The following is a 12107-nucleotide window of genomic DNA, read 5'->3' on the forward strand; positions in this document are numbered from 1 at the left end:
GGCTCGCGCCGCTGATCGCCAGTCTTGCTGCTGGCTAAAGTGCGATGGAACCGTGCATCGCTGTCACGCAGGCGCCAGCGATGCTGGCCCTGCCGACAGTGCCGCCGCGTTTTCTGACGCTGACTTCGATGATGCTTCGGCGCCCCATTTCGACGCCCTGCTCGATCGTCAGGTCGACGTCGATGGCGTCATCGGGCAGCAGCGAGACGAGATAGGCGCTGAGCGCGGCCGAGGCGCTGCCGGTCGCCGGGTCTTCGATGACGTTGTCGAGCGGAGCGAACATGCGGGCACGAAGACGCCAGGGATTGTCACTCGGGCGGGCATAGAGGAACAGGCTGAAGCTGTCTTCGTCCGGCTTGTAGCGCTTGTTGGCCGCTTCGAATGCGGTGACGTTGGGACGTGCCGCCGACAGGGCAGCGACATCCTTCAGTTCGGCAACGGCGAAGGGCAAGCCGACGGAAACACGCACCGGCGTGTGATTGTCCGTCCTGACGGCATCGGGCGGGACCATGGCGCAGGCAGCGATCGTCTCGACATCGATCGTTGGTCCGATGCTCAAGGGCCGCGGCACGACGATGCGAGCGCCGGTCACCGCGCCGTCTTCCCGCGACAGGGCCACCTCGACCAGCCCGGCCCGTTCTTCGAACCGCAGCTGCTCACCAGGCACACGCCCGAAAATCTCCGCCTGCCGGCCAAGCACGAAGGCGGTGCCGACATTCGGGTGCCCGGCGAAGGGGATCTCCATCGTCGGCGTAAAGATGCGCACCCGTGCTGTGTTTTCAGGATCTTCCGGCGGCAGCACGAAGGTAACTTCGGAGTAGCCGAACTCGGTGGCGATCGCCTGCATTTGCTGATCGCTCAAACCTCTTGCGTCAGGAATGACCGCGAGCTGGTTGCCGGCGAAACGTTCCGCGGTGAAGACGTCGACAGTGACATAGTCGACGGAGTGCACGGGTGAAAAAGACGTCATGAGCGCTCGCTTCCACTTGATACGGCGGCGATCCGTGCCGCCCGTTGGCCTGGAGCGAAAGGCTTAAGGCAGGTGTCGGAGCCGGCAAAGACGGCAACTTGTCTTGGTGACAAGTTCTGTTCCGGACCACGAGGGCAGCATGAAAAAGGGGCCGACGAGCGGCCCCTTGTGCCCGAACTGGACGGACTGCCGAGCGCGCTCAGGCGGCCTTCTCAAGGTCCTTCTTCCAGCTGCCCTTGGCAGCGAGGCTGCACATTTCGGCGCGATGCGAGAAGGCACGCTGGCCGGCGGCGACGTTTTCCGCCTTGCCGTTCCAAGCGGACAGCGCTTCCTGCTGCAGGGCACGGCCGTAGGAGAAGGTGAGTTTCCAGGGCAGATCGTGGGTCGCGTTTATGGCCGAGAGATGGGCCGTTGCCTCTTCCGTCGTCTGGCCGCCGGAAAGGAATGCGATGCCGGGCACCGCCGATGGCACCGTGCGTCGGAGCACCTTGATCGTGCGTTCGGCCACCTCGGCGACGGACGCCTTGCGTGCCTTTTTGCCGTCGATCACCATGCTCGGCTTCAGGATCATGCCTTCGAGCTTCACTCGCATCTCGGCGAGCGCCTCGAAGGTGAGCCGCAGCGTCCATTCGGTCACGGCCTCGGACCGGTCGATCGAGTGGTCGCCGGGCGCACCGTCCATCAGCACTTCAGGCTCGACGATCGGAACGATGCCGGCATCCTGGCATAGGGCGGCGTAGCGCGCGAGCGCATGGGCATTTGCCCTGATGGCGCCCTGGCTCGGCAAGGTGTCCGAGATGGCAATCACGCCGCGCCATTTGGCAAAGCGCGCGCCGGCTTCGTGGTATTTCGCTAGGCGCTGGGCCAGCCCGTCGAGGCCCTCGGTGATCGTCTCGGCCGGAAAATTGGTCATCGGCTTGGCGCCGGCATCGACCTTGATGCCGGGAATAGAGCCAGCGGCGCGGATGACGTCGACCAGCGGCGTGCCGTCAGCCGCCTTCTGGAACAGGGTTTCCTCGTAGAGGATGACGCCGGAAATATACTTGCGCATCGCCTCGTCGGCGCGAACGAGCATCTCGCGATAGTCCCGCCGCGAGGTCTCGGTCGATTCAAGCCCGATGCCATCGAAGCGCTTCTTGATTGTCGCCGTGGACTCGTCTGCGGCAAGCAGGCCGCGACCGTTGGCGACCATGGCAACGGCAATGTCTTCCAGTCTTTCGCTCATGTTTTTCTCCCTAGACGGCGCCGATCGTCAACGGATCGGGCGACCACTGAAACAGTTTCGGGACCGACGGCGCACAAGCGACCGCCACGCCCCAGGCGAGGGCGCGAGTAACTGCGAGAAATTGTCCGGGAAAAAGGCAGGAAAAGCGACTGAAACGATTTAAATTATTTTAATCGGTTGAAATATCTTGGTTTTTTCTGCTTTCAGGCGCGCGGGTGAACCGCGCGCCTGAGTGCTTGGCTCAGTTCTGCTGCTTGAGGATGTCGACGCCCGGCAGCGGCTTGCCTTCCATCCACTCGAGGAAGGCGCCGCCGGCCGTCGAGACATAGCTGAAATCTTCGGTGACTTCGGCGTGGTTGAGGGCGGCAACCGTATCGCCGCCGCCGGCGACCGATACCAGCGAGCCCTGGCGCGTACGGGCGGCCGCATGCTTGGCAACGGCGACCGTCGCCTTGTCGAAGGGGGCGATTTCGAAGGCGCCGAGCGGGCCGTTCCAAACCAGCGTTTCCGCCTTGGAGATCCAGTCATTGACCGCGGCAATCGACTTCGGGCCGACGTCGAGCATCATCGCGTCAGCCGGGATGGCCGTCACATCGACCACTTCGTTGTCAGCGCCGGCCTTGAACTCGCGGGCGACAACGCCGTCTTCCGGCAGGACGATGGCGCAACCGGCTTCAGCGGCGGCAGCGATGATCGCCTTGGCGGTGTCGGCAAGGTCGTGTTCGCACAGCGACTTGCCGACATTGATGCCCTTTGCGGCGATGAAGGTGTTGGCCATGCCACCGCCGATGACGAGCGCGTCGACCTTCTTGACGAGGTTCTGCAGCAGATCGATCTTGGTCGAGACCTTGGCGCCGCCGACGATGGCAACGACGGGGCGCTTCGGCTGGCCGAGGCCCTTTTCCAGCGCCTCAAGCTCGGCCTGCATGGTGCGGCCGGCATAGGCGGGCAAGTGGTGGGCGAGGCCCTCGGTCGAGGCGTGGGCGCGGTGGGCGGCCGAGAAGGCGTCGTTGACATAGATGTCGCCATTGGCGGCAAGCGCCTTGACGAACTCGGGCTCGTTCTTCTCTTCGCCCTTGTGGAAGCGGGTGTTTTCAAGCAGCAGCACGTCGCCGTCGTTCATTTCGGCAATGGCGTTGGCCGCCTTGTCGCCGATGCAGTCGGCGGCGAAGTGCACGCGCTGGTCGAGAATGTCTTCGACAGCAGGTGCAATGGTCTTCAGCGACATCTCGGCGACCGGCTCACCCTTCGGGCGGCCGAAATGCGCCAGCAGGATGACCTTCGCGCCCTTTTCCGACAGTTCGCGGATCGTCGGTGCAACGCGTTCGATGCGGGTCGCGTCGGTGACCACGCCGTCCTTGACCGGCACGTTGAGGTCGACGCGGACAAGCACGCGCTTGCCGGCAATGTCGGTCAGGTCGTCGAGGGTCTTGAAAGTCATCAGATCGTCTCCGGTGATAGTCTTTGGAAAAGGGTGGGGTAGTCGATGACGAGGCCGTCCTCGTCCACGGGCAGGTCCGCGGCAAAGCTGCGGTCCTCGGCCTCGTAGCGATAGAGCCTGAAGTCTTCGAGGCAGGTATAGTGCTGGCCGTCCACGACAGGCTCGAACGTGTCGAACGGCACGTAGAGCATTTTCAGCCTTACGGTGTCGGCCTTGCGATCAAGACCGAGGCGGCGGATCGGCAGCGTGTTGGTGAAGGGCGTTCCGGCAAGGTCGATGTCGATGCAGCCGTCTAATTCGGGCAGCGCCAGGCCTCTGGCGGTCATCCACTCACCCGGGTGATCCGAGCGCAGATGCAGGCTCCGTCCGTCGGTCGTGTCGACCATGAGCTTTCGAACGATCCATCCGACGTCGCAATCGATCCGGTAGCGCACGCCATAGGGGGTGCCACCGCGGCTGCCGATCAGAACGCCGACGGCGCGGATGACCGCGCCGTCGGTTGTATCTGTTGACGTGAGCGTCAGATGTTCGAGCCCTTCCCCCTCCAGCGGACGCCAGCGGACCGTCGTTTGGGAAAGGGCGCGAAACATCAGAGTTAGATGAGCTTGCTGATCGCAACCGCAGTGTCGGACATGCGGTTGGAGAAGCCCCACTCGTTGTCGTACCAGGTCAGAATCGACACGAACTTGCCTTCCATCACCTTGGTCTGGTCCATGTGGAAGACCGAGGAATGCGGGTCGTGGTTGAAGTCGATCGAGACGTTCGGAGCGAGCGTGTAACCGAGGATGCCCTTGAGCGGGCCGTCAGCGGCTGCCTTGATCGCAGCGTTGATCTCTTCCTTGGTGGTTTCGCGCTTGGCGACGAACTTGAGGTCGACGACCGAGACGTTCGGGGTCGGAACGCGCATGGCGAAGCCGTCGAGCTTGCCCTTCAGTTCCGGCAGGACGAGGCCAACGGCCTTGGCGGCACCGGTCGAGGTCGGGATCATCGAGAGCGCAGCAGCGCGGGCGCGGTACAGATCCTTGTGCATCTGGTCGAGCGACGGCTGGTCGTTGGTGTAGGAATGGATCGTCGTCATCATGCCGTGGTCGATGCCGATGACATCGTTCAGCACCTTGGCAACCGGTGCAAGGCAGTTGGTCGTGCACGAGGCGTTGGAGATGACGAGGTGATCCTTCGTCAGCTTGTCGTGGTTGACGCCGTAGACAACGGTCAGGTCAGCGCCTTCGGCCGGAGCCGAGACGATGACGCGCTTGGCGCCGGCTTCGAGATGCAAGGCAGCCTTGTCGCGGGCGGTGAAGATGCCGGTGCATTCCATCGCGACGTCGACGCCGAGTTCCTTGTGCGGCAGTTCGGCCGGGTTGCGGATCGCGGTGACCTTGATCGGCTTGCCGCCGTTGATGATGATCGCATCGCCCTCGACCTTCACGTCAGCCGGGAAACGGCCGTGGATCGAATCGAAGCGCAGGAGGTGCGCGTTGGTCTCGACCGGGCCGAGGTCGTTGATGGCAACGACTTCGATATCCTTGCGGCCGGATTCAACGATGGCGCGCAGCACGTTGCGGCCGATGCGGCCAAAACCGTTAATGGCGACTTTCACTGTCATATCGGGTCTCTCCCTGTCTGAATGGCATGGTCGGAAAAAAGCGGGGCGCGCTTTCGTGCGCGCCCCGCGGCTTGATCAGGAAAGCTTGGCTTCCGCAGCGGCGATGACCGCCTCAGGCGTGATGCCGAAGTGCTTGTAGAGTTCCTTGTAGGGACCGGAGGCACCGAACGACGACATGCCGATGAAGGTGCCGTCCGAACCGATGAAATGATCCCAGCCCTGGCGAATGCCGGCTTCGACGGCGATCTTGACCGGCGAGTTGCCGATGATCGCCTGCTGGTAGTCTTCGCTCTGTTCGGCAAAGAGTTCGAAGCAGGGAACCGAGACGACGCGGGTTGAGATGCCCTTGGCGGTCAGTGCCTGGCAAGCCTTGACGGCGATTTCGACTTCCGAGCCGGTGGCGAAGATCGTCACCTTGGCGTCGCTTGACGAGATCAGGTCGTAGGCGCCGCGGGCGCAGAGGTTTTCTTCCTCATACTCGGTGCGCACGGCCATCAGGTTCTGGCGGGTGAGCGCGATGCCGGACGGGCGGTTGTGGCTTTCAAGCGCCAGCTGCCAGCACTCGGCCGTCTCCGTGGCGTCGGCCGGACGGAACATCAGCAGGTTCGGGATGGCGCGCAGCGCCGCCATGTGCTCGACCGGCTGGTGGGTCGGGCCGTCTTCGCCAAGGCCGATGGAATCATGCGTCAGCACGTGGATGACGCGGATGCCCATCAGGGCCGCAAGCCGGATCGACGGACGGCAATAGTCCGAGAAGATCAGGAAGCCGCCGGAGTAGGGGATGACCCCGCCGTGCAGCGCCATGCCGTTCATCGCGGCTGCCATGCCGTGCTCGCGCACACCCCAGTGGATGTAGCGGCCGGAGAAATCGTCCGGGGTGATCGACTTGGTCTGGCTGGTCTTGGTGTTGTTCGAGCCGGTCAGGTCGGCCGAGCCGCCGATCGTTTCGGCCAGAACGCCGTTGATGACTTCAAGCGCGTCCTCGGAAGCCTTGCGGGTTGCCGGCGACGGCTTGGTCTCGGCGAGCTTCTTCTTGTAGTCGTCGATTGCCGACGACAGGCGGCCTTCGAGTTCACCGGCGAAGCGGCGAACGAACTGCGCCTTCTTCTCGGCGTCGCTCTTGTCCAGGCGCTCTTCCCAGTCCTTGCGGGTCTTGGTCGAACGCAGGCCGGCGAGGCGCCAGGCGTCGAGCACGTCGGACGGAACGACGAAAGCTTCCGCTTCCCAGCCAAGGGCCTTGCGGGTGGCGGCGATTTCCTCGGCGCCGAGCGGCGAGCCGTGAACCTTGTGCGTGCCAGCCTTGTTCGGTGCGCCGAAGCCGATCGTCGTCTTGGCCGCGATCATCGTCGGCTTGTCGGACTTCTGCGCCTGCTCGATCGCAGCGGCAATTGCTTCCGGATCATGGCCGTCGACGGCAATGGTGTTCCAGTTGGAGGCGCGGAAGCGGGCGTGCTGGTCGGTCGAGTCGGCGATCGAGATCGGGCCGTCGATCGAGATGTTGTTGTCGTCCCAGAAGACGATCAGCTTGTTGAGCTTGAGATGGCCGGCAAGCGAGATCGCTTCCTGGCTGATGCCTTCCATGAGGCAGCCGTCACCGGCGAGCACATAAGTATAGTGCTCCATCAGCTCGGAACCGAACTCGTCGCGCAGCTTGCGCTCGGCGATCGCCATGCCGACGGCATTGGCAATACCCTGGCCGAGCGGACCGGTGGTCGTCTCGATACCGGCCGCGTGGCCGTATTCCGGGTGGCCGGCGGTGCGGGCGCCGAGCTGGCGGAAATTCTTGATCTCTTCGATGGAGATGTCTTCGTAGCCCGTCAAATAGAGCAGCGAATAAAGCAGCATCGAGCCGTGGCCGGCCGACAGCACGAAGCGGTCGCGGTTCGGCCAGGCGGGGTTCTTCGGGTCGAAGCTGAGGAAGCGCGTGAAGAGGACTGTCGCTATGTCAGCCGCACCCATGGGCAGGCCTGGGTGACCTGAATTTGCCTTCTCGACGGCGTCCATGGAGAGGAAACGGATCGCATTCGCCATCCGGTCGTGTTTTTCGCGAGAGATCATGACTGTTCCGTTTTGAGTTCGGTGGTCAGGGGACGGTCTCTATCCTCCAAAGACCGTGCAAGAAGCGGCAGACACATAGCATCTGCGCCGCGCGAGTCAACAAATACAGGCCTTCCGCGGCCATTGGCAGCATGGTTTTCAAGGGGTGATATCGCGTCGCAGCATAGTTTTTGCGCTGCGGCCGGATGAGCCGGCTATGCAATCCATCCACAGCTTCCGTAATGCTTTGCTGTAGTTGGCATTGTTGAGATTTACGTAATAGGTTTAAAAAGGAGTGAGCCGAAGCGGCGGACGGGATCCTGGCGATTCGGCCTCACGGGCGAGGTATCGAAAAACATGCCGGCAAAGACGGTCAAAGCGGCGATCGACGAACTGAAGAACGCGGTTCAGTCCCTGGAAAACGCGATCGATAGCCGTTTTGACAGGGAACGCGATCTCGGCGAGTTCGAGGGCGAGGTCCGGCGGGTCAATACGGACCGGTCGCGACTGGCACAGGAACTCGACCAATCCCAATTCCGGGCAAACCGGCTTGAAGAGGTCAACCGCGAGGTTTCCCGACGCCTCGTGACGGCGATGGAAACCATTCGAGCGGTGCTCGACCGCTGAGGTTAAGCGACATGGCGCAGGTGACAGTATCGATCGACGGCAAGGCCTATCGCATGGCCTGCGAAGAGGGACAGGAAGATCATCTGATCGAACTGGCCACGAACTTCGATCAGTATGTCGGTCATTTGAAGACCCAGTTCGGCGAGATCGGCGATCTCAGGCTGACCGTGATGGCCGGCATTATGGTCATGGACGAACTCAGTGAAGTGAACCGCCGGCTGAAGGCGCTCGAATCCGAAGTGGACAGCCTCAAGCAAGGGCGCGACGGCGCGCTCTCCGACCAGGCAAGAAGCGAGGAACTGTTGGCTTCGGCGCTGTCCGAAGTCACCTCGCAGATCCACACCATCGCGGCCAAGCTCAATGGCCGGGCAACCTCTTCGACAAACTGAGCGCTTTCGTCGGGCTGCCACTGGCGCGACGCAGGGATCGCCTCTATATATTGGATGCGGTCTGCGCTTCCCGACAGGACACACAATCCCCGGGGCCATACTCGATCTCAAGGGAGCTGTCCCTGGCCGGGCTCGTGGGTCCGGACATATGGCGCCCACCTACGTTTGTAGGCACCCGGGATCGTAAACTATCCATCGGTCGTGTGGATCGCACCTCTTTCCCTCTTTCATGCCTGCCTCACCCCGTGGCAAACGCGCTGCGGATGGCGTCGGCCATGGCGTCGACGGTCTGCGAGCGATGGCCGGGGCGGGTGCGCAGCACGACGTTGGAAAAGTCGATGACGCTGAAGCCGTCGTCTTCGGTCAGTTCGCGGCAGCCGGCGGGAATCGCGCTGCGCGACAGCGGCGCGATGGCAAGGCCGGAGACGACGGCGGCGATCAGGCCATTGCTGGTGCGGCTGGCGTAGGCAACCCGGCTCTCGATCCGGCGCTTCTTCAGGCCCTTCATCGCAAGCTCGTCACACCAGCCGCCTGCCAGGTAGGTATAGGTGGCGATCGGCAGCGGGCGGCGCTGATGGGCTTCGTGCTGGTCCGACGTTACCCAGACAGTGGGATCGACCATGAGGACTTCGTTGCGCGTCGGGCCGCCGGGTTCGAACACCACGGCGATATCGATTTCACCGGCGGCCAGCGCATTGACGTTCGATATCGATACGCCCTGCTGCACTGTCACCTCGACGCCGGGGTGAACGGCGGCGAAGGCGCCCAGCGCTTTCGGAAGGGTGGAATTGATGTATTCCTCGGAAATCCCGATCCTGACGGTGCCGGCGAGGGCCGGCAGGCGCATGGATGCTGCGGTGTCGTCGAGCAGGGCCACGATCCGGCGGGCGTTGTCTACGAGACGCAAGCCCTGCGCTGTCGGCACCACGCCGCGCGAGTGACGCTCGAACAAGGGGTCGCCGAGCATGTCCTCGAGCTTCTTCAACTGCATGCTGACGGCGGATTGGGTACGGCCGATGCTGTCGGCAGCGCGTGTCAGGTTGCCGGCGTCGGCAACGGCGAGAAAGGTTCTCAGGAGATCGCTGTCGAGCGGCGCGGACATTGCCTTCACCATCAGAGTTTCTGATGGCAGTCATGCTTGCAATTCGTTTGTCAGATGTCAACGGTCCGAGGACAATAGGCGCAACCGATAGACACCAAGGTTGTCCCGATGAGCGTTCTTGCTCTTGCCTTCTTCTCTGATCTTCAGGTCACGCTGCGCGGTCGTCTGCCAACAACGGGTCGACTGCTGTTGGCAGCCGCTTCCGTCGAGCCGCAACCGGCGGTCCCGCGTGGCAAGCCGCACCTGCTTCGCGATGCCGGGCTCGTTATTCACGATGCCGGGCTCGATGCTGTTCGGGCGGATGCCGGCTGGCGTGAACGCGCGGGCCGGGATGCGGTCTACCGCTCACACTGGCTGCTATGAAATGATATCGAGCCGGGCGGCGCGAAAGATCGCTTCTGCGAGATTGCCCGCATGCAGCTTGCGCATGGCGTCCTGCAAGGCCCTGTCGATACGGTCGAGGGGAATATCGGTCTCGCGCATCATGTCCTGACGCGTGCGGCCGCGGGCGGCCAGCGTCAGGCAACGCAATTCCAACGGTTCGAGTTCGTTCATCTGGTCCTTCATGGACGTCGGCTTTTCCACTGCTGCCTGCAGGAGCGCGTCCATACATCGAACGCGGGCATTAGTTCCTGCTAATTATTTGAAATCATGTTTGTATTTGCACGCGCCCTTGCATGTGCGAAAGCGGAACCGTTGCCCATGATGAACGGAACCCTAACTCTGTGCCGTTGCGGGAACGTCGCGTTCGACTGTCGCAAACTGTTGCAAAACAGGCGGTGACGTGGTTCGAGCTAAGGGCCGCAGCGCGCTATGCCACAGGAGTCGATGCGGGAATCGATCCGAAAACGGCGTCCTGTTTCATTTCGGGAAAAAGAATGTGGCGCCGGTCCAGTGTTTGCGCGCAGTCTGTCGGAGGGGAATGATGTCACCAAAGGATCTGAAAGCTGCCCTGCGTCGGGAGAGACTGGCGCTTCGCGATGCGATGGCGCCGGAGATCCGCATCGAGGCGAGCCTGACCATGGCCGATCACGCCGGCGACGTCATTGCGCTCGATCCCGGCCATATCGTTTCCGGTTTCTGGCCGATCCGTTCCGAAGTGGACATCAGGCCGCTATTGGCGCGTCTTCGGGAGCGCGGCGCAAGGCTTTGCCTGCCTGTCATCATGGACAAGAAGACCATCGTGTTTCGCGAACTGCTCAACGGCGCGCCTGTTATCGAGACCGGTTTCGGCACGACGGGACCCGGACCGGACGCGCCGGAGCTCGACCCGGATATCATGCTGGTGCCGCTTTCCGCCTTTGACGCAACGGGCCATCGCATCGGCTACGGCGCCGGCTATTACGACCGCGCCATCGACAAACTGCGCAACAAAGGCCACCTGCCGAAGCTGATCGGGATTGCATTCGACTGCCAGGAAGTGGCATCAGTGCCCGCTGAACCGCACGACGTCGCGCTAGACGCCGTCCTCACGGAAAGCGGCTTTCGACATTTCTAGAGTGTGGCAGGCGGTCCCCGGATTGCCAGCGACGCTCTATCACTTTGTTTTACGCAAGTTCGACAGCCACGCGCTTTTGCTCGAACTGGCTTGGTAGGATTGAACGGGCATGAGGCTTTTGTTTCTGGGAGATATGGTTGGCAAGACAGGCCGCACGGCGGTCTGGGAGCGCCTTCCGGGACTGGTCAGCGACCTGAAGCTCGATTTCGTCATCGTCAATGGCGAGAACGCCGCCGGCGGTTTCGGCATCACCGAGGATATCTTTTTAGAGACGATCAATGCCGGTGCCGATGTCGTCACCACCGGCAACCATGTCTGGGACCAGAAGGAAGCGGTCGTCTTCTGCGAGCGGCATGACCAGTTCCTGAGGCCGGCGAATTACCCCGCGGGCACGCCCGGGCGCGGATCGAACCTGTTCTTTGCCCGCAATGGCGCGCGCGTGCTCGTTGCCAATGTGATGGGCCGGGTCTTCATGCATCCCGAACTCGACGATCCCTTCAAGTCGGCCGAGGCGATCCTCGCTGCCTGCCCGCTCGGTGAACAGGCCGATGCCATCGTCTTCGATTTCCATGCGGAAGCGACCAGCGAGAAGCAGTGCTTCGGTCACTTCGTCGACGGACGGGCGAGCCTCGTCGTTGGCACGCACACGCATGTGCCGACGGCCGACCATCAAATCCTCAATGGCGGCACGGCCTATATGAGTGATGCCGGCATGTGCGGCGACTACGATTCCTCGCTCGGCATGGACAAGGAAGAGCCGCTCAACCGCTTCATTTCGAAGATGCCGAAGGGGCGCTTCGAGGCGGCGTCCGGGCCGGCAACCATCTGCGGTCTCGGGGTGGAAATTTCCGACCGCACCGGCCTTGCCGAAAAGATTGCGCCGCTCCGCCTCGGCCCGCGCCTGACGGAGACGATCCCGGATTTCTGGGCCTGAACCACCGTCAGATTGGCGATTTCCCGCTGCCGGATCCTCTCTCCCGCGCCTGATCAAGGCGCGGGATTATACGCGTATCACCTTCGCGGAATTGATTTTTTTCAAGGTGACAACCTGGCAAAATGATGGCAGGTTAACCTCACGTCAGCACCGTTTTGGACGCGGCCGACGTCCGCAAGTCTTCCACCTTGAAGTACCATCCGCAGCACAGGATTGCGGGTTCGAAATGTCGCCGCAGGTATACGGACGACCAATGTCCCATGCCGGGCGTTCTCTAT

Annotated in this window: 13 protein-coding genes and 1 other RNA gene; 6 read left to right on the forward strand and 8 right to left on the reverse strand. The window is 62.5% G+C overall.

The window, feature by feature from the left end; translation table 11 throughout:
- Positions 1 to 34 precede the first annotated feature (34 nt).
- The 6 genes from AC07UR_RS25860 to tkt form a co-directional block, all read right to left on the reverse strand.
- Positions 35 to 970: a PhzF family phenazine biosynthesis protein gene (locus tag AC07UR_RS25860; protein WP_234941984.1), complete on the reverse strand. Its 936-nt coding sequence runs from the start codon at positions 968 to 970 to the stop codon at positions 35 to 37.
- A gap of 199 nt (positions 971 to 1169) precedes the next feature.
- Positions 1170 to 2195 (reverse strand): class I fructose-bisphosphate aldolase, encoded by a 1026-nt coding sequence (locus AC07UR_RS25865; protein ID WP_173423610.1) that lies wholly within the window; start codon positions 2193 to 2195, stop codon positions 1170 to 1172.
- Positions 2196 to 2436: 241 nt separating this feature from the next.
- Positions 2437 to 3636, reverse strand: coding sequence for a phosphoglycerate kinase (locus AC07UR_RS25870; protein ID WP_173423609.1), 1200 nt, complete (start codon positions 3634 to 3636; stop codon positions 2437 to 2439).
- A complete protein-coding gene (locus tag AC07UR_RS25875; RefSeq protein WP_209791635.1) occupies positions 3636 to 4226 on the reverse strand; it encodes a putative glycolipid-binding domain-containing protein in 591 nt (196 codons plus the stop codon). The genes AC07UR_RS25870 and AC07UR_RS25875 overlap by 1 nt, the downstream gene beginning before the upstream one ends.
- Before the next feature lie 5 nt (positions 4227 to 4231).
- The gene (gene gap, locus AC07UR_RS25880; RefSeq protein ID WP_077500685.1) at positions 4232 to 5242 is read right to left on the reverse strand and encodes a type I glyceraldehyde-3-phosphate dehydrogenase; all 1011 of its coding nucleotides are present in this window, start codon (positions 5240 to 5242) and stop codon (positions 4232 to 4234) included.
- Between the two features lie 75 nt (positions 5243 to 5317).
- Positions 5318 to 7300: a transketolase gene (tkt, locus tag AC07UR_RS25885; RefSeq protein ID WP_209791637.1), complete on the reverse strand. Its 1983-nt coding sequence runs from the start codon at positions 7298 to 7300 to the stop codon at positions 5318 to 5320.
- 336 nt (positions 7301 to 7636) lie between these two features.
- Here tkt and AC07UR_RS25890 point away from each other — a divergent pair, with 336 nt between their 5' ends.
- The 3 genes from AC07UR_RS25890 to ssrS all read left to right on the forward strand — a co-directional run bounded on the left by AC07UR_RS25890 (position 7637) and on the right by ssrS (position 8509).
- Positions 7637 to 7906, forward strand: coding sequence for a DUF4164 domain-containing protein (locus AC07UR_RS25890; RefSeq protein WP_053249644.1), 270 nt, complete (start codon positions 7637 to 7639; stop codon positions 7904 to 7906).
- 11 nt (positions 7907 to 7917) lie between these two features.
- Complete coding sequence (locus AC07UR_RS25895) at positions 7918 to 8295, forward strand: cell division protein ZapA (RefSeq protein ID WP_173423606.1); 378 nt, start codon at positions 7918 to 7920, stop codon at positions 8293 to 8295.
- Positions 8296 to 8350: 55 nt separating this feature from the next.
- Positions 8351 to 8509, forward strand: a non-coding RNA gene (gene ssrS, locus AC07UR_RS25900) — 6S RNA.
- A 24-nt stretch (positions 8510 to 8533) separates the two neighbouring features.
- On the opposite strand, the gene AC07UR_RS25905 is transcribed toward ssrS, so the two are convergent.
- Entirely contained in the window at positions 8534 to 9409 is an 876-nt protein-coding gene (locus tag AC07UR_RS25905) for a LysR family transcriptional regulator (RefSeq protein ID WP_234941985.1), read from the reverse strand.
- 96 nt (positions 9410 to 9505) lie between these two features.
- Between AC07UR_RS25905 and AC07UR_RS25910 the strand changes: the two genes are divergently transcribed.
- Positions 9506 to 9760 (forward strand): hypothetical protein, encoded by a 255-nt coding sequence (locus AC07UR_RS25910; protein ID WP_209791638.1) that lies wholly within the window; start codon positions 9506 to 9508, stop codon positions 9758 to 9760.
- Here the strand turns inward: AC07UR_RS25910 and AC07UR_RS25915 are convergent.
- Positions 9755 to 9964 (reverse strand): helix-turn-helix domain-containing protein, encoded by a 210-nt coding sequence (locus tag AC07UR_RS25915; protein ID WP_209791640.1) that lies wholly within the window; start codon positions 9962 to 9964, stop codon positions 9755 to 9757. The two genes, AC07UR_RS25910 and AC07UR_RS25915, sit on opposite strands and share 6 nt — an antisense overlap.
- Before the next feature lie 358 nt (positions 9965 to 10322).
- On the opposite strand from AC07UR_RS25915, the gene AC07UR_RS25920 reads away from it, so the two are divergent.
- Positions 10323 to 10895 (forward strand): 5-formyltetrahydrofolate cyclo-ligase, encoded by a 573-nt coding sequence (locus AC07UR_RS25920; protein ID WP_173423604.1) that lies wholly within the window; start codon positions 10323 to 10325, stop codon positions 10893 to 10895.
- Between the two features lie 109 nt (positions 10896 to 11004).
- A complete protein-coding gene (locus tag AC07UR_RS25925; protein ID WP_077500688.1) occupies positions 11005 to 11829 on the forward strand; it encodes a TIGR00282 family metallophosphoesterase in 825 nt (274 codons plus the stop codon).
- The last annotated feature ends 278 nt before the right edge of the window (positions 11830 to 12107 follow it).

Source organism: Ensifer sp. GW821-FHT05G01 (assembly GCF_059419585.1).

Excerpts from the sequence above, each read along its gene's own strand:
- AC07UR_RS25920 (WP_173423604.1), top strand. The coding sequence starts at position 10,323 with ATGTCACCAAAGGATCTGAAAGCTGCCCTGCGTCGGGAGAGACTGGCG.
- tkt (WP_209791637.1), bottom strand. The coding sequence starts at position 7,300 with ATGATCTCTCGCGAAAAACACGACCGGATGGCGAATGCGATCCGTTTC.
- AC07UR_RS25915 (WP_209791640.1), bottom strand. The coding sequence starts at position 9,964 with ATGAAGGACCAGATGAACGAACTCGAACCGTTGGAATTGCGTTGCCTG.
- AC07UR_RS25875 (WP_209791635.1), bottom strand. The coding sequence starts at position 4,226 with ATGTTTCGCGCCCTTTCCCAAACGACGGTCCGCTGGCGTCCGCTGGAG.
- AC07UR_RS25925 (WP_077500688.1), top strand. The coding sequence starts at position 11,005 with ATGAGGCTTTTGTTTCTGGGAGATATGGTTGGCAAGACAGGCCGCACG.
- AC07UR_RS25905 (WP_234941985.1), bottom strand. The coding sequence starts at position 9,409 with ATGGTGAAGGCAATGTCCGCGCCGCTCGACAGCGATCTCCTGAGAACC.
- AC07UR_RS25865 (WP_173423610.1), bottom strand. The coding sequence starts at position 2,195 with ATGAGCGAAAGACTGGAAGACATTGCCGTTGCCATGGTCGCCAACGGT.
- gap (WP_077500685.1), bottom strand. The coding sequence starts at position 5,242 with ATGACAGTGAAAGTCGCCATTAACGGTTTTGGCCGCATCGGCCGCAAC.
- AC07UR_RS25870 (WP_173423609.1), bottom strand. The coding sequence starts at position 3,636 with ATGACTTTCAAGACCCTCGACGACCTGACCGACATTGCCGGCAAGCGC.
- AC07UR_RS25910 (WP_209791638.1), top strand. The coding sequence starts at position 9,506 with ATGAGCGTTCTTGCTCTTGCCTTCTTCTCTGATCTTCAGGTCACGCTG.
- AC07UR_RS25860 (WP_234941984.1), bottom strand. The coding sequence starts at position 970 with ATGACGTCTTTTTCACCCGTGCACTCCGTCGACTATGTCACTGTCGAC.
- AC07UR_RS25895 (WP_173423606.1), top strand. The coding sequence starts at position 7,918 with ATGGCGCAGGTGACAGTATCGATCGACGGCAAGGCCTATCGCATGGCC.
- AC07UR_RS25890 (WP_053249644.1), top strand. The coding sequence starts at position 7,637 with ATGCCGGCAAAGACGGTCAAAGCGGCGATCGACGAACTGAAGAACGCG.